17 protein-coding genes are annotated in these 16,088 nt (G+C 64.1%); 4 read left to right on the top strand and 13 right to left on the bottom strand.

Annotated features, from left to right (window positions below; all coding sequences use genetic code 11):
* Positions 1–105: 105 nt before the first annotated feature.
* The 8 genes from DNK50_RS14875 to gspG form a co-directional block, all read right to left on the bottom strand.
* Positions 106–1,287 (bottom strand): substrate-binding domain-containing protein, encoded by a 1,182-nt coding sequence (locus tag DNK50_RS14875; protein WP_099584170.1) that lies wholly within the window; start codon positions 1,285–1,287, stop codon positions 106–108.
* 474 nt (positions 1,288–1,761) lie between these two features.
* Positions 1,762–2,973 carry a type II secretion system inner membrane protein GspF gene (gspF, locus tag DNK50_RS14870; protein ID WP_099584169.1) on the bottom strand — a complete coding sequence of 404 codons (1,212 nt, stop codon included), beginning with the start codon at positions 2,971–2,973 and terminating at the stop codon, positions 1,762–1,764.
* On the bottom strand, positions 2,973–4,391 hold the full coding sequence (gspE, locus tag DNK50_RS14865; RefSeq protein ID WP_112194818.1) for a type II secretion system ATPase GspE: 1,419 nt from the start codon (positions 4,389–4,391) through the stop codon (positions 2,973–2,975). Before gspE ends, gspF begins: the two co-directional genes overlap by 1 nt.
* 142 nt (positions 4,392–4,533) lie before the next feature.
* A complete protein-coding gene (gene gspD, locus DNK50_RS14860; RefSeq protein WP_112194816.1) occupies positions 4,534–6,795 on the bottom strand; it encodes a type II secretion system secretin GspD in 2,262 nt (753 codons plus the stop codon).
* Positions 6,792–7,304: a type II secretion system protein GspM gene (gspM, locus tag DNK50_RS14855; protein ID WP_112194814.1), complete on the bottom strand. Its 513-nt coding sequence runs from the start codon at positions 7,302–7,304 to the stop codon at positions 6,792–6,794. Before gspM ends, gspD begins: the two co-directional genes overlap by 4 nt.
* On the bottom strand, positions 7,297–8,367 hold the full coding sequence (gene gspL / locus DNK50_RS14850; protein WP_112194812.1) for a type II secretion system protein GspL: 1,071 nt from the start codon (positions 8,365–8,367) through the stop codon (positions 7,297–7,299). The genes gspM and gspL overlap by 8 nt, the downstream gene beginning before the upstream one ends.
* The gene (gspK, locus tag DNK50_RS14845; RefSeq protein WP_158878771.1) at positions 8,364–9,242 is read right to left on the bottom strand and encodes a type II secretion system minor pseudopilin GspK; all 879 of its coding nucleotides are present in this window, start codon (positions 9,240–9,242) and stop codon (positions 8,364–8,366) included. The genes gspL and gspK overlap by 4 nt, the downstream gene beginning before the upstream one ends.
* An 8-nt stretch (positions 9,243–9,250) precedes the next feature.
* Positions 9,251–9,700 (bottom strand): type II secretion system major pseudopilin GspG, encoded by a 450-nt coding sequence (gene gspG, locus DNK50_RS14840; protein ID WP_099586432.1) that lies wholly within the window; start codon positions 9,698–9,700, stop codon positions 9,251–9,253.
* Positions 9,701–9,847: 147 nt separating this feature from the next.
* On the opposite strand from gspG, the gene gspI reads away from it, so the two are divergent.
* Positions 9,848–10,213: a type II secretion system minor pseudopilin GspI gene (gene gspI / locus DNK50_RS14835; RefSeq protein WP_112194810.1), complete on the top strand. Its 366-nt coding sequence runs from the start codon at positions 9,848–9,850 to the stop codon at positions 10,211–10,213.
* On the opposite strand, the gene DNK50_RS14830 is transcribed toward gspI, so the two are convergent.
* Complete coding sequence (locus tag DNK50_RS14830; protein WP_112194808.1) at positions 10,200–10,631, bottom strand: type II secretion system protein N; 432 nt, start codon at positions 10,629–10,631, stop codon at positions 10,200–10,202. The two genes, gspI and DNK50_RS14830, sit on opposite strands and share 14 nt — an antisense overlap.
* Positions 10,632–10,724: 93 nt before the next feature.
* On the opposite strand from DNK50_RS14830, the gene gspH reads away from it, so the two are divergent.
* Together gspH and DNK50_RS14820 are read left to right on the top strand one after the other, a co-directional pair.
* Positions 10,725–11,177 carry a type II secretion system minor pseudopilin GspH gene (gene gspH, locus DNK50_RS14825; RefSeq protein ID WP_099586429.1) on the top strand — a complete coding sequence of 151 codons (453 nt, stop codon included), beginning with the start codon at positions 10,725–10,727 and terminating at the stop codon, positions 11,175–11,177.
* Complete coding sequence (locus DNK50_RS14820; protein WP_112194806.1) at positions 11,174–11,779, top strand: type II secretion system protein GspJ; 606 nt, start codon at positions 11,174–11,176, stop codon at positions 11,777–11,779. The genes gspH and DNK50_RS14820 overlap by 4 nt, the downstream gene beginning before the upstream one ends.
* 403 nt (positions 11,780–12,182) lie before the next feature.
* Here the strand turns inward: DNK50_RS14820 and DNK50_RS14815 are convergent, their stop codons facing one another.
* The 3 genes from DNK50_RS14815 to DNK50_RS14805 are packed head-to-tail and all read right to left on the bottom strand — an operon-like array spanning position 12,183 to position 14,333.
* Positions 12,183–13,109 carry a FecR domain-containing protein gene (locus DNK50_RS14815; RefSeq protein WP_099586427.1) on the bottom strand — a complete coding sequence of 309 codons (927 nt, stop codon included), beginning with the start codon at positions 13,107–13,109 and terminating at the stop codon, positions 12,183–12,185.
* 37 nt (positions 13,110–13,146) lie between these two features.
* Entirely contained in the window at positions 13,147–13,692 is a 546-nt protein-coding gene (locus DNK50_RS14810; protein ID WP_099586426.1) for an RNA polymerase sigma factor, read from the bottom strand.
* Positions 13,689–14,333 (bottom strand): secretin and TonB N-terminal domain-containing protein, encoded by a 645-nt coding sequence (locus DNK50_RS14805; RefSeq protein ID WP_099586425.1) that lies wholly within the window; start codon positions 14,331–14,333, stop codon positions 13,689–13,691. Before DNK50_RS14805 ends, DNK50_RS14810 begins: the two co-directional genes overlap by 4 nt.
* Positions 14,334–14,550: 217 nt before the next feature.
* Between DNK50_RS14805 and DNK50_RS14800 the strand changes: the two genes are divergently transcribed.
* Positions 14,551–14,862 (top strand): hypothetical protein, encoded by a 312-nt coding sequence (locus DNK50_RS14800; protein WP_112194804.1) that lies wholly within the window; start codon positions 14,551–14,553, stop codon positions 14,860–14,862.
* 56 nt (positions 14,863–14,918) lie between these two features.
* On the opposite strand, the gene DNK50_RS14795 is transcribed toward DNK50_RS14800, so the two are convergent.
* Entirely contained in the window at positions 14,919–15,986 is a 1,068-nt protein-coding gene (locus DNK50_RS14795) for an NAD(P)-dependent alcohol dehydrogenase (RefSeq protein WP_112194802.1), read from the bottom strand.
* Positions 15,987–16,088: the final 102 nt, after the last annotated feature.

The raw sequence follows: 16,088 nt of genomic DNA, 5'->3' as shown, positions 1-16,088 counted from the left end.
ACTGAACTTCTGTCATGCAAAGTTCATAAAGGGCTGCTAACGCAAAAAAATCAGCAACGGCACGGGCCGTTGCTGATCGGTGTTGCGGGTCGTTGAAAGCCTGGGTTACAGCGGACGACCGATGGCGTTGCAGACGCTGGTGTTACCGATGCCTTGAGCGCTGGAAGCGGTGGCGAAGGTGTCACGCACGGCTTTTTTCCAGTTGGCTGGCAACGGCACGAAGCGGTTGTTGTTGATGGCGGTGTCGTTGTTGATCAGGTTGCCGTAGTGGCGGTTGAAGAACGCACGGACCTGGGTGGTCTGGGTGGCGTCGGCGTAGCACTGGCTGAAGATCACGTTAGTGAAGCCCAGGATCGGGTAGCCGCTGGACGGGTAAGCGAAAGTCGCCGGGCCGCTGGCGGTAGCCGCGAAGACCGGTACCCAGTTGTCCTGGTTGGTCGCGTCGATGAACGAACCATCAGCACGGGCTTCGGTTGGCGCAGGGATCTGGCTGATGGCGGTGGAAACGTTGGCAGGCGCAGGCGAAACACCGCCAACCTTGGCCACTTTGGTGGCGTCATCCAGACCGGCCAGGGTGGTCGCCGCGTAGTCCGGGCTCATGTAGGTGATCGCGCCATCTTGCGCGTTCAGCGCGGTCATTACGCCTTGGCTGCCGGTGGCTGCCACTGCGCCAGCAGGCAAGCCTGCACCGTAGCTGGACGAAAAGGTGGTGGTCACGGCGAACGGTTGCGTCTCAGCGCACTTGGCGTTGAGGAAGCGGGTGAACAGCTCGGTGGTACCGCTGGACTCGCTGCGGTAGATCACTTTGATCGCGCCGGTGCGACCCGAACCCGTGATCTGGCTCCAGTCGGTCAAGCGGCCCGAAAACACGCCGCACAGCTGGTTCACGCTCAGATCAACCGCGTTGGCACCGGCCTTGTTGAACGGAATGGCAACCGAAGTGGCCACCGAAGGTGCCTGGATCAATTTGCCCCAGGTCGGTTGCTTGTTGGTTTTGTAAGCCAACAGTTCGGCCGCGGTCAGCTTGGAATCGCTGCCTGCCCAGTGCACGTTCTTGTTGGTCACGCCAGCCACGAACTTGGTGTAGTCGTTGTTCAGGAACGCCGACTTGCCGTTGCCGCTGCCCACGCCGATGTAGGCGGCGAAGCCAGTGGTGAGGACGCCGGAGGTCTGGTAAAGCGGCTGTGGCAGGGTTGCGCCGCCGCCGTTGATGTCAGCCATTGCAGCCTGGGCCGAGCACAGTGCAGCGAGGGTCATGGATACCGCGAGAACGTTGCGCTTAAACATGAAGAATCTCCTTTCGTCGTGTTTGTACGTTTGGGGTAGATGGCTCTTGCATGACGCCATGGCTTCGGTCCCAAGGCCGTGATGCGGGGGTGGCCGGGGGGTGAAAACCATGGAGAGAAAGTCGCAGTTTCCGATGACAGATGTAGGAAAAAACCTCGGGAGGAAGCACTTGATTTTAAAAAGATTCTCGGGTGTTTTGGTCATGGTTTTGAGCGATTTGGCGGCAGATGACAGCGAGGTTTCAGCGTGGGTTTCGTCAAGGCGGCGCGGGCTGTGACAAGGGGCGTGGATATGACGGAATGAGGAACCCGAGGTTGGGGTCTGGCGATATTGGCCCGCCCCAAAAATCAACTGAACAGAAAAGGTCCAATGTGGGAGGGGGCTTCTGTGGCAAGCCCGCTCACCACAAGAGCCTCGTTTGCTAAGGTTATGTTTTCACCAAAGCCCCCCTCCCACATTTTTTACAGCGTGTCGTCAGGTGACGAGTTGGTTGATCTCGATGATCGGCAACAGCACCGCCATCACAATCACCAGCACCACGGCGCCCATGACCACGATCATCAGCGGCTCCAGCAACGCGGTCATGCCCATGGCGCGCCGCTCGATATCCCGCGACAGGGTTTGCGCCGCACGCTCCAGCATCGGCGGCAGCGAGCCGGTTTTTTCGCCGCTGGCAATCAGGTGGATCAGCACCGGCGGAAAGACTTTCTCCACCGCCAGCGCCGGCGCCAGGTTGACGCCTTCACGCACCTTGGCGGTGGCATCGTTGACGCACTGGCTCAGGCGCTCGTTGGACAAGGTCTGCCGCGCCGCCTCCAGCGCCCGCAACAACGGCACGCCGGCACCGCCGAGGATTGCCAGGGTCGAGGCAAACCGCGCAGTGTTCAGGCCCAGCACAAAGCGCCCGATCAGCGGCAGGCGCAGCACGCGGCTGTGCCAATTCAAGCGCGCCACCGGGTTGCGCAGGTACAGGCGCCAGCTCCAGAAACCGCCGACGATCCCGGCAAAACACAGCCAGCCCCAGGCGCGGATAAAGTCGCTCGCGTTGAGCATCGCCAGGGTCAGGCCCGGCAGGTCCTGGCGCGCCTGGGAAAACGCGCTGACCACCTGGGGCACCACGTAACTCAGCAAAAAAATCACAATGCCGATGGACACCAGACCCACCACACCGGGGTAGATAAATGCAGTGAGGATCTTGCCGCGCAGGTTGTTGCGTTCCTCGATGTAGTCGGCCAGGCGCTCCATCACCTGGGCGAGGTCACCGGATTCCTCCCCCGCCGCGATCAACGCGCGGTAGATCGACGGGAAATCCCGTGGCCGCGCCGCCAGCGCATCCGCCAGGCGCATGCCGCCGCGCACGTCGCCACGCACGGCCGCCAACGTCTGGGCGATGTGCTTTTTCTCGGCCTGCTCCACCGTGGCACTCAGCGCCGCCTCCAGCGGCAGGCTGGCACCGAGCAAGCTCGCCAGTTGCCGCGTGGCCCAGGCCAGGTCGTTGTCCGACAGCTTGGCGGCGAACAGGCTGCTGCCGGCGGTGGTTTGCTGATGGCCTTCGACCTGCACCAACAGCGCGGTCAGGCCACGGCTGCGCAGCACGGCAAACGCCCCGCTCTGGCTGTCGGCCTCCAGGTGCCCGGCCTCGACGTTGCCGTTGGCGTCGGCGGCTTCATAGCGATAGCGATTCATCAGGCGTCCCGTGTCACGCGCAGGATTTCTTCGGGGGCGGTGGCGCCGCTGCGTACCCAGCGCTCACCGTCCTCGCGCATGCTGAACATCCCGGCCCGGCGCGCGGCGAGGCGCAAATCCTGCTCGCCGGCGCCCTGGTGGATCAGGCTGCGCACATCGTCGTCTACGCAAAACAACTCATGGATACCGGTGCGGCCGCTGTAACCGACCTGGTTGCAATGTGAACATCCCACCGGACGCCAGGTGCCCGGCGCGGCCGGGTCTTCCTGCTTGCAATGGGGGCACAGGCGCCGCACCAACCGCTGGGCCAACACTCCCAGCAATGACGACGCCAGCAAGAACGGCTCGACCCCCATATCGATCAAGCGATTGACCGCCGACACCGCGTCGTTGGTGTGCAAGGTGGCCAGCACCAAGTGCCCGGTAAGCGAGGCCTGCACGGCGATCTGCGCGGTTTCCAGGTCGCGGATTTCGCCGATCATGATGATGTCCGGGTCCTGGCGCAGGATCGCCCGCAGCGCCAGGCCGAAGGTCATGTCGATCTTGGCGTTGACCTGGATTTGGCTGATGCCCGGCAAGTCGTACTCCACCGGGTCTTCCACGGTGAGGATATTGCTGGTGCTCGCATCCAGCCGCGCCAACGCCGCGTAGAGGCTGGTGGTCTTGCCGCTGCCGGTGGGCCCGGTGACCAGCACGATGCCGTGGGGCTGGCGGATCAACGTATCGAGGCGCGCCAGCAACTGCGCTTGCATGCCCAGGGTTTCCAACTGCAAACGCCCGGCCTGCTTGTCGAGCAGGCGCATCACCACCCGCTCGCCATGCCCGGTGGGCACCGTCGACACCCGAATATCAATCGGCCGCCCGGCCACCCGCAAGGCGATACGCCCATCCTGGGGCAGGCGTTTTTCGGCGATATCGAGCTGGGCCATGATCTTGATCCGCGACACCAACGCACCGTGCAGCGCTTTGCGCGGCGACACCACATCGCGCAGCGTGCCGTCGACGCGATAGCGCACCACGGAATGGGTTTCGTAGGGTTCGATGTGGATATCACTCGCCTCATCTCGGGCGGCCTGGGTGAGCAAGGCATTGATCATGCGGATCACCGGCGCACCGTCCTGGGTGTCGAGCAGATCGGTGATTTCGGGTATGTCCTGCATCAGGCGGTCGAGGTCCACCTCGTTCTCGGCAGCACCGACCACAGCGGCGGCGCTGCCCGTGTCGGCATAAGCGCTGGCGAGCAGGCCGTCGAGTTCGTCGTCGCGTACCTGCTCAATCGGCGACTCGCCAAACTGGCGCTGGACTTCACTGATGGACCAGCCGGGGGTTGAAGGGCAGACGGTGAGCAGCATGCCTTCGTCGCCGGGCCGCAGAAGGATGCGCTGGGATTTGGCCCAGGCGTAGGGCAGAAGGCTCATACCAGCCTCCCCCAGTAAAATGCGGTCAAAATGTGGGAGGGGGCTTGCCCCCGATGAGGGAGTGTCAGTTGGCAAATTTTTAACTGACCCACCGCCATCGGGGGCAAGCCCCCTCCCACATTTAATCCTGTGTACAACAGGCTCATGGCCGTGTCCCTGCCGGAATCGCCTTCTCCACCGAAGGCAACTGCGGCGCCTGCACATCCGGCATCGCCCAACTATGCTCCGGCTGCAGCCCACCTTGAGCCCGGCGCATATAGTCATAGCGATTCAACGTAATCGCCCGCCCCGACCCACTGTCACGGATGATGTAAGGCCGCAAGAACACCATCAGGTTGGTCTTGCTCACCGCCCGCCGCTCATTGCGAAACAACGCACCCAGCCCCGGAATGCTCGACAGCCACGGCACCGCTTCATTGCTCTGGCTGTACCCATCCTGCAGCAAGCCACCCAGGACCATGATCTGCCCGTCATCCAACAGAATGCTGGTATCAATCGCCCGCTTGTTAGTCACCGTCCCCGCGGCCACCGACGCCCGGGAATCCACGCTGCTGACTTCCTGATAGATATCCAGCTTCACCGTGCCGCCCTCGGAAATCTGCGGGCGCACGTTCAACTTGAGCCCCACTTCTTCACGCTGCACGGTCTGGAACGGGTTGTTGCTGGTGCCCCCGCCGCCGGTGACATAGCTGCCGGTGACAAACGGAATCGTCTGCCCCACAAAAATGCTCGCCGCTTCGTTGTCCAGGGTCAGCAGGTTGGGCGTGGACAGCACGTTGGTGCCGCCCTTGCTCTTCAAGGCGCGGGCCAGCACCTTGAGGTCGAGCACCTTGCCGATCCCTGGAATATCCACGGTGCCGTTGACCAGGCCGATGTTCAGGCCCTTGGGCAATACATCAATGCTGGTGGGACTGGCGGGTGTGCCGTTCAAGCCGCTGCCGCCGAGGTTGACCCCACTAAACCCGCCGCTGCCCGCCAGGTTGCCGGCCTGCCATTGCACGCCGAACTCGGTAGCGTCGTCCTCACCCACTTCCACGATCAGGCTTTCGATCACCACCTGGGCGCGGCGCTGGTCGAGCATGTCGATCACTTCGCGCAGGTTGCGGTACAGCGGGTCCGGCGCGGAGATCAACAAGGTGTTGGTGGTGGCGTCGGCCTGGATGGTCACGCCGCCGGCGCTGAACGCGGTGTCCTGGTCCTTGGACGGGCTGCCGGTAGCTTGCGGGTCCTGGCCATAGCTCGATTGCACGCCGCTGCCGGTGGGCGTGCCGCTGCTGTTCTGCGCGTTGCTGGCCGGGGTGGTGGTCTGGCCGTTGCCGCCCATGGCACTGAGTTTGCCGCGCGCCTCGTCGCTGACGCCGGAATCGCTCTCGCCGGTCAATAACCCGCGCAGCGACTGGGCCAGCTTGCCCGCCTGGGCGTTGCGCAGGTACACCACGTGCATATTGCTGGGGTTACTCTGGGCGTTGTCGAGCTTGTAGATCAGGTTGCGCGCCAGCTCGGTGCGTTCGGGGCTGCCGGAGCGAATAATGATCGAGTTGGAACGCGGATCGCCGATCACATTGATCTTCTGGGTCTGGTCGGCGCCCTGGGTTTCGAGCAGTTCGGCGACCATGGCGGCGATGTCGACAGCGATGCCGTTCTGGATCTGCACCACGTCGGTGTCGATGGCGCTGGGGGTGTCGATGCCACTGATGATCTGTGCAACCCGCGCCAGGTTTTCCGCATAGTCGGTGATGACGATGCTGTTGTTGCCGGGGTAAGCGTTGATCGGGTTGTTCGGCGACACAATGGGGCGCAGCACCGGGATCAGGTTCACCGCGTTTTCGTATTGCAGGCGGAAGGTGCGGGTCTGCATGCCACTGCTGCCAGCGCTGTAGATCGGCCCGCCGAGCAACTTGGCATCGGCCTCCGGCACCACCTGGGCCACGCCGCCTACATCCACCACGCTAAAGCCCTGCATGCGCAACGCGGCCAGCAGCATGTCGTAGGCCTGATGCGCGGGAACCTGGCCTTCGCTGACCAGGGTCAGGTTGCCCTTCACACGCGGGTCCACCAGAAATTGCTGGCCGGTGGCGCGGGACAGCGCGCGCACCACCGCCTGGATATCGGCGTCGACGAAGTTGAGTTGCACCGGTTGGTCGCCCAACGGGTTACGCGCCTTGACCGTCGCCGGGGCCTGGCCACGGGCGCTGTTGGTCACCCGATGCTGCACGGCGGGCTTGGGGACAAGTTCGCGCTGGCGATCCAGCACGCTATCGCCGCTGCGGCGCGTGTCGGCCAACGGCTGGCCGAGCTCGCTGTCCACCAGCAACGGCTTGGGCGCCTCCTGGCTGCTGCATGCACTGAGCGCCAGCAACAGCAGTGGCGCGGCCATACGAAAAGGGGGGACTGACCACTTCATGAAGCTTCCTTAGCGCCAAGCGCCTGATCCATGCGAACGGTCCCGGACACAGTGCCGGCCGAGGTGTCGACGGCGTCCGGGGCACGTTGCAAACGCGCCTCGGACACTTCCAGAGAAAATGAACGGGGATTGCCCAGCAACCAGCCCACCACGGCGTCGGCCGGGGCGTTGTCGAAGGTCAGGCGCCAACCGCCGGCGTCCAGCGCCTGCAACTGGTAATGGCCTTGCAGACCGGCGCTGTCCAGGGCCTGGCGCAGCGCCGCCTCGTCGGCGGGCCGAGGTGCGGTGACATCCTGCAACAGCACCTGCAAGGCGGCGGCCTGGGCGCGCAGCTTGGGGGTTTCGGCTTGCCAATAGTCGATCTTCTTCAACGCGGGCTGGACCAGCACCAGCCAGGTCAACAGGCTCGCCAGCACCAGGCCGACGCCCACCAGCATGCGTTTTTCACGCAGGGCCAGGCCGTTCCAGAACACCTGGGTCTGGCCGCGCATGCGGTGCCATTTATTCATCGCCGGCTCCCGGTTTTTCTACGACCTGCGCGGGGGCAATGCTCCAGCCATGGTCGTCCCGCGTGGCGGCAAACCCAGCCTGCGCCAAGGCCGCCTGCCACTCGCCCTCGACGGCCGGGCTACGGCTGTCGGCCAGCAACGCCAGTTGCAAGCGTCCTTGTTCGAAGGTCAGGGTGTCGACGCTGCCCACCATGAACGGCAACTGGCTGCCCACCAGTTGCAGCAGGCTGGGAAAGCGTTGGCCGGGATCGGCGGCGGCGCCGGTCTGGCGTGCCGTCAGTTGCTGGCGGGCCTGCTGCAACGGATTGAGCACCACCGGCAACTCGGGAAACGCCTGGCGTACCTGCTGACTCATCAACGCTTTGAGCCGCAAGCCTTCGTCCGCCTGACGGGCGGCATACAGATTGAGGCCAACCGTCCAGACCAGCGCAGCCAGCGCGACACAGGCCAGCGCCCGGCCCCACCCACCCTTGGAGCCTTCGCGCAGGCGTGCGTGCAAACCCCAGGCGGGCACGGCACCGGCCCAACGCTGCGCAGCGTCCACCAGCGGCATATCGAGGGCCTGCAACCCCAGCGGGTGCACCGCCGCTTGTTGCAGGCTGTCGCGGGTCAACAAACAGCCTTCGTCCAGCGCCGCTGCGCCCACGGGCAAAGCGTAGGGCGCCGGGTACAGGCCGCGCAGTTTGAGTTGCGCCAGCGCCAGGACCTGACCGAGCCGCTCCAGCCCGGCCTTGGGCACCCAGCCAACCTGCACGCGGCCGTCGCTTTCCCGGGGGCCGTGGGCCACGTGCATCTGCTCCACCGGGCCGAGGATCAACGCCTGGGCCGCGCAGGCCACGGCGGCCTGGGTTTTGGCGGCGGGCAATGGCGGCAATTCGAGGCTCGTCAGCAGGCTGTCGCGGGGGTGCAGAAAACAGTCCACCGCGTGGCGGCCCTTGCCCAATTGCGCCAGGCTTTCATGACCTTCGCGGACCACCGCGCCACGCTCCAGCCAGGCCCATTTCACCCGACTGTCGACCCTCAATTCAGCCAGCGGCGGCAAGGCAATGCGCAAGCGTTTCATACGCCCACCCGCGACCAGATCACCTGGGGCCGGCGACTCTCCGGACGGTGCAGCAGCGCATCAAGGGTCACCCGCCGTTGCGCCTGCCGCGCCTGGCCCTGCAGGCGAAACCACTCGCTGGTGATGCCCACCTGCACCGTGTCCACCGCCACCTGCGGCAAGTGCAGACGGTTGACGAAATCCCCCCGGTTGATAAACCAGTGCCCGCCGTCACGTTCAGCCACCAGCGCTTGGGCCTGGGACAGGCTCAGTTGCGGCACCACGGCGCTGAGCACTTCGGCGCGGGCGGTGTTGCCGTTGACCCAGGTGACGTCGGGCAGCACGCTGATATAGGTCTGCAGGCGCCGCACGACCTCGGGGTCGAGGCCTTCGATACCACTCAAGTCATCCAGGCTGCGCAGCATCGGGTATCTGGCAGGCGTGTCGAGTTGCTCATAGGACGCGATCACGCGCTGGCTGATGCGCCGGCTCACGGCCGGGTCAACGCCGATCAGGCGGCACAGGCGTTCGAAGCTCTGCACTTGCTCGACATCCACCCGCTGGCGATTGACCAGGTTGCGCAGGTTGAACTTGCCCTGCTCGTCTTCAACCCGGCCTTCGAACGCACCGCCCTGGGCACTGGCCCACGGCTGGTCCAGGCGGGTCAGCACGTCTTTCTGGCGCGCTTCCCACAGCATCTGCCGGCTGCGCTCAAGGCCGCCTTGCAACAGCCACTGGCCCTGGATGCGCATCTGCTCGGCTTCCAGGCTGCGGGTAAACACGCTCTGGCGCGTGAGCATGGCGCCGGCGATCACCGCCACCACGGCGGCGATCAGCAGCGCGCTGATAATCGCCATGCCGCGCTGCTTCACCACTGGGGGCGAATACCGTTTCATGGCGCGCCTTACAACTGCCAGGAGCCAATATCGGCATTCACACCATCGCCATCCGGCTGGCCATCGGCGCCGAGGGAGAACACATCGACTTCGCCGTTGGCGCCCGGATTGAGGTAGTGGTACGGGTGGCCCCACGGGTCATTCGGCAAACGGTCGAGGTAGGCGCGCCAGCTGGTGTTCTTGGCATCCGCCGGGCGCTCCACCAGCACTTTCAGGCCCTGGTTCATGTTCGGGTAGGTGCCGTGGTCGAGGCGGTAGAGTTTCAGCGCCTGCATCAAGCCGCCGATGTCTTGCCTGGCCGCCGTGGCCCGCGCCTGGTCCGGCCGGTCAAGCACCTTGGGCACCACCATCGCCGCCAGGATCCCGAGGATGACCACCACCACCATGATCTCGATCAAGGTAAAGCCACGCTGGCCGCGAGGGCCTGGCAATGGGGACGTTAGGCGCGCGATATCCATCTCGACATTCCTTGGGTGAGTGCATTTCGTGGCGCAGTGTTGCAAGAACACATGTCAGTCGTATTGAAAATCCTCGGGAGGTTCGGTCGCCAATCGGTCAACTCGCGGCGCTAGTCTGCGGGCCTGTTTCCAGGCTTTGAGAGCGTCATGTACGGCCATCGCAACGAGCGAGGATTTACCCTGATTGAAGTGCTGGTGGCGCTGGCGATCATTGCCGTGGCCATGGCCGCCGCTGTGCGTGTGGCTGGGTTGATGACCCAGAGCAACGGGCTGTTGCGGGACAAGTCGATGGCGCTGCTGGCGGCGCAAAGTCGCCTGGCGGAAGCCCGGTTGGAGGGCAGTCTGCGCAGCGGCAAGCAGACCATCGAGTGCGACCAGGGCCGCCTGAAACTGCGCTGCGAGCAGACCGTCAGCGCCGATGGCCCGCTGTTTCAGATCACCGTCCTGGTGCTCGACGCCAGTCGCGAAGCGCCGCCCCTGGCGCGCCTTGCCACTCAGGTCATGGCCGAGTGAGGCGCGGCAATGCGGGAGCGTCCGGCAGCTTGTCGAGGTTGACGCGCAGTTTCTCGCCGCCCCGCTCAATCTCCACACCATCGCCTTCGATGGCCGTCAGCCGCACGCCGGGGCTCAGGCGCTCACCCAATAGAAAGCTGCGCGGCGGGCCGTCGTTGAGGCTGAGGATCGCCACCGCACCGCGCACGCCGGCGAGTACGCCAGTGACCTTGACCTGCAACGCCGTCGGCGCATTGGAAAACCATTGCAGCGCCGGGTTATCACTGCGTGCCGCCAGGGCCTGCGGGGTGGCCTGGGGCGTATGGGATTGCGCGGAGGTGAGCAACAGTGGCGTCCACACTACCCCGCCGGCCAAGGCCGCCAGCAGCGCGCCGATCTGCACGCCCTGGGCGGGGGAAAATCGCAGGGAAAAAGCCATGGGTGGGACCTCCTGTTTGTCCGAGTCTCCAGCGTACAGGCCAATTCGCACGTTTTTATTTCACAACCTCGCCAGTTCAGCAGGTGCCCCACGATGAAACAACACGGCTTCACCCTGATCGAGCTGATGGTGGTGCTGGTGATCATCGGCATTGCCAGTGCCGCCATCAGCCTGAGCATCAAGCCCGACCCGCTGCACCTGCTGCGCAAAGACGCCGAGCGCCTGAGCCAGCTGTTGCAAGTGGCCCAGGCCGAAGCCCGCGCCGACGGCCGACCGATTACCTGGCGCGCCGATGCCAAGGGGTTTCGCTTCAATCGTCGCAGTGAGGACGGAATGGGCATGGAGGCGTTCAAGGGCGATGCCCAATTGCGCCCACGTCTATGGGAGAGCCCGTCGATGCAGATCAACATCGAACCCAGGCAGACCCTGGTACTCGATGCCGAGTGGATCAACCCACCCGTGCGCGTGGTGCTGTCCGACGGGCAACACAGCCTCAGCCTGCAACGGGATGCCGCCGGTTTGATGCGTGTGGTGAGCCTGCCATGAAGCGCGCTGAACAAGGTTTTACGCTGATCGAAGTGATGGTCGCGATCATGCTCATGGCGGTAGTCAGCCTGATCGCCTGGCGCGGGTTGGACAGCGTGACCCGTGCCGATCATCACCTGCAGGCGAGCACGGAACAGACTGAGGCCATGTTGCGCGTACTGAACCAGCTGCAACGGGACATCAGCCTCAGGGCCAGTGTGGAACTGACTGTGCCGAAAGACGGCGCCGATGGGTTGGCTGGCGTTTCCGTTCGCAGCTCCGACAGCAAAGGGTTTCAGTTGGACGTGATCCGCAGTGCCCCCGTGACAGGCGATGGCTTGCAGCGGGTGCGCTGGTGGCTCAAGGGCGACAGCCTGTATCGCGCCGCCGCGCCGGCGCGGGATCGGTTTCCGTTACCGGCGGCCAAGGATGGGGTCGTGGTGTTGACCGGGGTCAGCGATTTGCAGGTGCGGGTGTGGGACGCGGACAAGGGCTGGCGCCAGTTGAGTGGGAATAGGCGGGCGGATCCGCTGGGGTTGGAGATTCGGTTGGTCAGGCAGACGGCGCAGGGGGTGGAGCGGTATCGGCAGGTGCTGGGGCCTTTGCGGGTGGGGGGCGACTGAGATCAAAAGCCAGCGCCGATGCTGGCTGACATCGGTCTGATATGGAGATCCAAATGTGGGAGGGGCGGTGCGACGATTCGCCTTGTCCCGATGAGCATGGGTATCTACACAACTCTGTGGTGAGCGGGCTTGTCCCGCGCTGGGCTGCGCAGCAGCCCTAAAAGGTCACCGCAGCGTGCCAGAATCAATCGAGGTGAAAGTTTGGGGCCGCTTCGCAGCCCAGCGCGGGACAAGCCCGCTCACCACAACAGCCTATTTGCCATAGATTCACCATCCATTGAAAGATGTGTAGATACGCATGCCTCGATGAGGGAGTGTCAGTTGATGCAACTTTGACTGACCCACTGCTATCGTCGCACCGCCCCTCCCACATTTGGGCTGGGCTCAACTGCAGAGACCTAGCCTAACTCAACAAAACAACGCCCCCAGGCAACTCCGTACACTTGGCCCCATACGCATCCCGAATCAACAGCGCCACGCCCGCCAACTGCTGCAGACTGAAGCGCGCCTGCACCCGCCGCCGTCCCAGCTCCTTGTTAAGCAGCACCAGCATCCCCGGCCGATAGCGGTTGATTTCATCCACCACCGTCGCCAGCGTCGCGTTATCGAACACCAGCACCTGCTCACGCCAGGCCACCACCGCCTGCGTGTCCACCGTCGTCACGGCACTGACCCCGGCAGCGTCATAGCTTATTTGCCGACCACTGCCCAAACTCAGACTGTTGCCGCCAACGTCCACCGACAGCGATCCTTCGATGCAGGTGACGCACACCCGGCGATCGGTATGCCGCACATTGAACCGCGCCTGCGCCGCACTCACCCAGCCTTCCCCGGCCTGGACCTTGAGCGGTTGCGCAATATGGGCGACGACCTCGACCTCGCCTTCGAGCAGTTCAATCCCCTGCCCCACCCGGCTGATGCGTGTCTGCGTGTTGAGTTCCAGGCTCACGCCGTCGCTCAACAACACTTGGCGCTGCTCGCCGACCTCGGTGCGATAGTCCGCCGTGAGCCCGGAAAAACCGCCTGGCACACCGACACGCACCATCACCACCGCCGCCGACGCTGCAATCGCAGCACCGAGGAATGCGCGACGCCCGAACTGACGCGGCGCAGACGTTTGCTCCAGCGCCGGTGCCAATTGCTGCCACAACTCTTTGGCCTGTTCAAACGCCTGGGCATGCTCAGTGCTCTGGTCGCACCAGGCTTTGAGGGCCTTGGCATCGGCCACGGTGGCGCGGCCCGAGGTCAGCAGGAGCAGCCAGTCGCGAGCTTCATCGTGCAAGGGGCTGGCGGCGGACGGCCGGGCGAGGGAGAGGCTAAAAATGTTCAAGCGCGCACATACTCACGGTTTTATCAGGGACTCAACACTAAGACGGTTTTCCGGCGCCGGGACCGAACCGCTGGATCACTTTTCTTTCCAGACGCTTGGCGCAATGCCCCAGGGCGGCCTTGATTTCTTTCTCCACCATGCGCGTGGAGATGCCGAAGCGCTGGGAGATTTCCAGGTGCGGCGCTTCTTCCAGGCGGGCGGCGATCAGGATCTTGCGGCGGCGCGCGGGCAGTTCATACAGGGCTTTGACCAAGGACTGGATTTCTCGCTGGCCACCCACCACCCGCGACGGGTCCTGGGCTTCGTCGGCGCTTTGCAGCAATTCTTCCACCTCGCTGCCGGTGAGCAAGCGGGCGTCGGCTTGGCGGCGGTCGGCGGCGATGTTCAGGGCCATGCGGTACAGGTAGGCATTGGGTTGCGCCAGGTTCGGCGGCACTTCCATGCGGTCGACCCGCAGGTAGGTTTCGTGCAGGACGTCGTTGGCCAGGTCTTCCGAGCCCAAGCGCTTGCGCAAGCGCACCTTGAAGTCTTCGTAGGACGCCAGGAACAAGCTGACCATCGTACTGTGCCCGGTATTTTTCATCCGCCCGAGGCTCCTTTTACGGCTGTGCATTCCATGCGTGTTCCTGTGGTGTCGGGCATCAAGAGCAAAGTCAGTGGTTGGCGCAGTGAACTCGGCGCCGGGCGTTCCACCCGCGCAGCGCCGAGGCCGCGAACCAGTGCTTCATCGCGTTGTTCATCGCCGGTGGAGCTGACCAGCCGGCTGTGTTCGATCCTGCCGTCGCGGTTGACCCACACCTGCACCAGCGCACGAAAACTGCCGGGCCGGGTCAAGGGCGAACGGCACAGGCTGGTCTCGATGGCCTGCTGCAAGGCCGTCGCGTAGCTGTTATTGATCCGCGCAGCGCTGCGGGCCGCCGCACCACGAGCCGGGGGCGGTTGGCTGACCTCGGGCAACTGCAAGGTAAACGCATCGCTGCGTGCATAACGTGCCATCAGGCCGCTCCCCGTCAGCAACATCGCCAGAGCCTCCTGCGCCGTGAAACGACCGCGCACTCCAAAGGAGCGACGGCCCCGCGTCAATTCGCGGTCCACCAGCACCGCCATCCCGGTGGCGCGGCTGTAGGCTTGCAAGGCATGTTCAAGGTCTTGCGCGGGCAGGTTCAGTAACAACGGCGGCGACTGTGCCCGCGCAGCACTGCCGCCGGCCAGCAGCAACAGCAAGACCAGGGCGCATACGGCGCGCCTCCAGGCCCCCTGTTCACCCCCTGCGTTGCATCGCTGCACGGCCGACGCGCCCTAGAAAACCGTCATCCTGAGGCCCGTTTATGAACCTGATGTTACGGTGATAGCAAAAAAAACATCACGGTGACGAGAAGCCGGCTGCACTAGACTCCAAAGCCTTACCGGCCCACTCCCTCGGGCCTGCCAGGAGGCCATGATGAAGCTGCTCCCGACGCTCGCCAGCCTGTTGCTGTGCGCCTCCCTGCCCTTGCTCGCCCACGCCGACAACGCGCCCGGCGGTTGCACCGAAGTCACGGTGGATGGCTACAAGGCGCCCGACTATGGCTGCCTGGGCCAACACATGGGCAATGACACGAATGCAGCCAAGGCCGCGAAAAAAAACCGTGAGGCGCAAAACCTGTCCGTGGAAAAACGCCCGCCAAACGCCGTGGGCTTATCCACCCCGGCGGCAACCAGCGTGCGCATGGGCAATACCTTTGGTACATCGGTCAAGCCGCAACGGCCGTGAGCCTGGGGGGCAAGCCCCCTCCCACAAGGGTTATTCGGTAGATTGGAGAGCGAGGCTCAGGCCGCGTGGCTTTCCTTCTTCAAACTCTCCATATCGATCACGAACCGGTACTTCACATCGCCCTTGAGCATCCGCTCATACGCCTCGTTGATACCCTGGATATCGATCATCTCCACATCCGAGACAATCCCGTGTTTGGCGCAGAAGTCCAGCATGTCCTGGGTTTCCTGGATGCCGCCGATCAACGAGCCGGCCAGGCTGCGGCGCTTGAAGATCAGGCCGAATACCGCTGGCGACGGGTGCGGGCTGTCCGGGGCGCCGACCAACGTCATGGTGCCGTCGCGCTTGAGCAGGTTGAGAAACACGTCGAGGTTGTGCGGTGCGGCGACGGTGTTGAGGATGAAGTCCAGACTGTTGGCGACCTTGGCCATTTCATCCGGGTTCTTCGACACCACCACCTGGTCCGCGCCCAGGCGCAGGCCGTCTTCGCGTTTGTTGGGGGAAGTGGTGAACAGCGTGACGTGCGCGCCCATGGCATGGGCGATCTTCACCGCCATGTGGCCCAGGCCACCGAGGCCGACCACGCCGACCTTCTTGCCGGGGCCGACCTTCCAGTGATGCAGCGGCGAATAGGTGGTGATGCCCGCGCACAGCAACGGCGCCACCGCAGCCAGGTTGGAATCGTCGTGGGAGATGCGCAGCACGAACTTTTCCTTGACCACGATGCTGTCGGAGTAACCGCCGAAGGTGTTTTCACCGCCGAATACCGGGCCGTTGTAGGTGCCGGTAAAGCCGTTCTCGCAGTACTGCTCCTCGCCTTCGGCACAGGATGGACAGTGCTGGCAGCTGTCGACCATGCAGCCGACACCGGCCAGGTCGCCCACCTTGAATTTTTTCACGTTGGCGCCCACCGCCGTTACGCGGCCGACGATTTCATGGCCGGGTACCGAGGGGTACAGGGTGTTGTTCCACTCGTTGCGTGCGGTGTGCAGGTCGGAGTGGCACACGCCGCAATAGAGGATGTCGATCTGTACATCGTCCGCCCCTGGCGCACGGCGCTCGAAGGTGAAGGGCTTGAGCGAATCCTTGGAGTCCCGGGCGGCGTAGCTGTAGGTCTTGGCCATTTCGTTCACCTGCGTGATCAGACTGTGGAGGTCAGTGGACCAGCATAGACGCTGAACCGTTCAACCGAGCACACCCGTACAAGCCCTTCGTCAGGTTTACGG

Origin of the sequence: Pseudomonas sp. LG1E9, assembly GCF_003290225.1 — a bacterium.
Lineage (GTDB): Bacteria > Pseudomonadota > Gammaproteobacteria > Pseudomonadales > Pseudomonadaceae > Aquipseudomonas > Aquipseudomonas cyclaminis.
Note: the sequence above shows the minus strand (reverse complement) of the source record. Positions and strands in the feature narration are given on the sequence as shown.

Coding starts and splice junctions, on each gene's coding strand:
- DNK50_RS14810 (WP_099586426.1), bottom strand. CDS start 13,692: ATGAAAAATACCGGGCACAGTACGATGGTCAGCTTGTTCCTGGCGTCC.
- DNK50_RS14795 (WP_112194802.1), bottom strand. CDS start 15,986: ATGGCCAAGACCTACAGCTACGCCGCCCGGGACTCCAAGGATTCGCTC.
- gspE (WP_112194818.1), bottom strand. CDS start 4,391: ATGAGCCTTCTGCCCTACGCCTGGGCCAAATCCCAGCGCATCCTTCTG.
- DNK50_RS14820 (WP_112194806.1), top strand. CDS start 11,174: ATGAAGCGCGCTGAACAAGGTTTTACGCTGATCGAAGTGATGGTCGCG.
- gspD (WP_112194816.1), bottom strand. CDS start 6,795: ATGAAGTGGTCAGTCCCCCCTTTTCGTATGGCCGCGCCACTGCTGTTG.
- gspH (WP_099586429.1), top strand. CDS start 10,725: ATGAAACAACACGGCTTCACCCTGATCGAGCTGATGGTGGTGCTGGTG.
- gspM (WP_112194814.1), bottom strand. CDS start 7,304: ATGAATAAATGGCACCGCATGCGCGGCCAGACCCAGGTGTTCTGGAAC.
- DNK50_RS14800 (WP_112194804.1), top strand. CDS start 14,551: ATGAAGCTGCTCCCGACGCTCGCCAGCCTGTTGCTGTGCGCCTCCCTG.
- DNK50_RS14830 (WP_112194808.1), bottom strand. CDS start 10,631: ATGGCTTTTTCCCTGCGATTTTCCCCCGCCCAGGGCGTGCAGATCGGC.
- gspI (WP_112194810.1), top strand. CDS start 9,848: ATGTACGGCCATCGCAACGAGCGAGGATTTACCCTGATTGAAGTGCTG.
- DNK50_RS14875 (WP_099584170.1), bottom strand. CDS start 1,287: ATGTTTAAGCGCAACGTTCTCGCGGTATCCATGACCCTCGCTGCACTG.
- gspL (WP_112194812.1), bottom strand. CDS start 8,367: ATGAAACGCTTGCGCATTGCCTTGCCGCCGCTGGCTGAATTGAGGGTC.
- gspK (WP_158878771.1), bottom strand. CDS start 9,242: ATGAAACGGTATTCGCCCCCAGTGGTGAAGCAGCGCGGCATGGCGATT.
- gspF (WP_099584169.1), bottom strand. CDS start 2,973: ATGAATCGCTATCGCTATGAAGCCGCCGACGCCAACGGCAACGTCGAG.
- gspG (WP_099586432.1), bottom strand. CDS start 9,700: ATGGATATCGCGCGCCTAACGTCCCCATTGCCAGGCCCTCGCGGCCAG.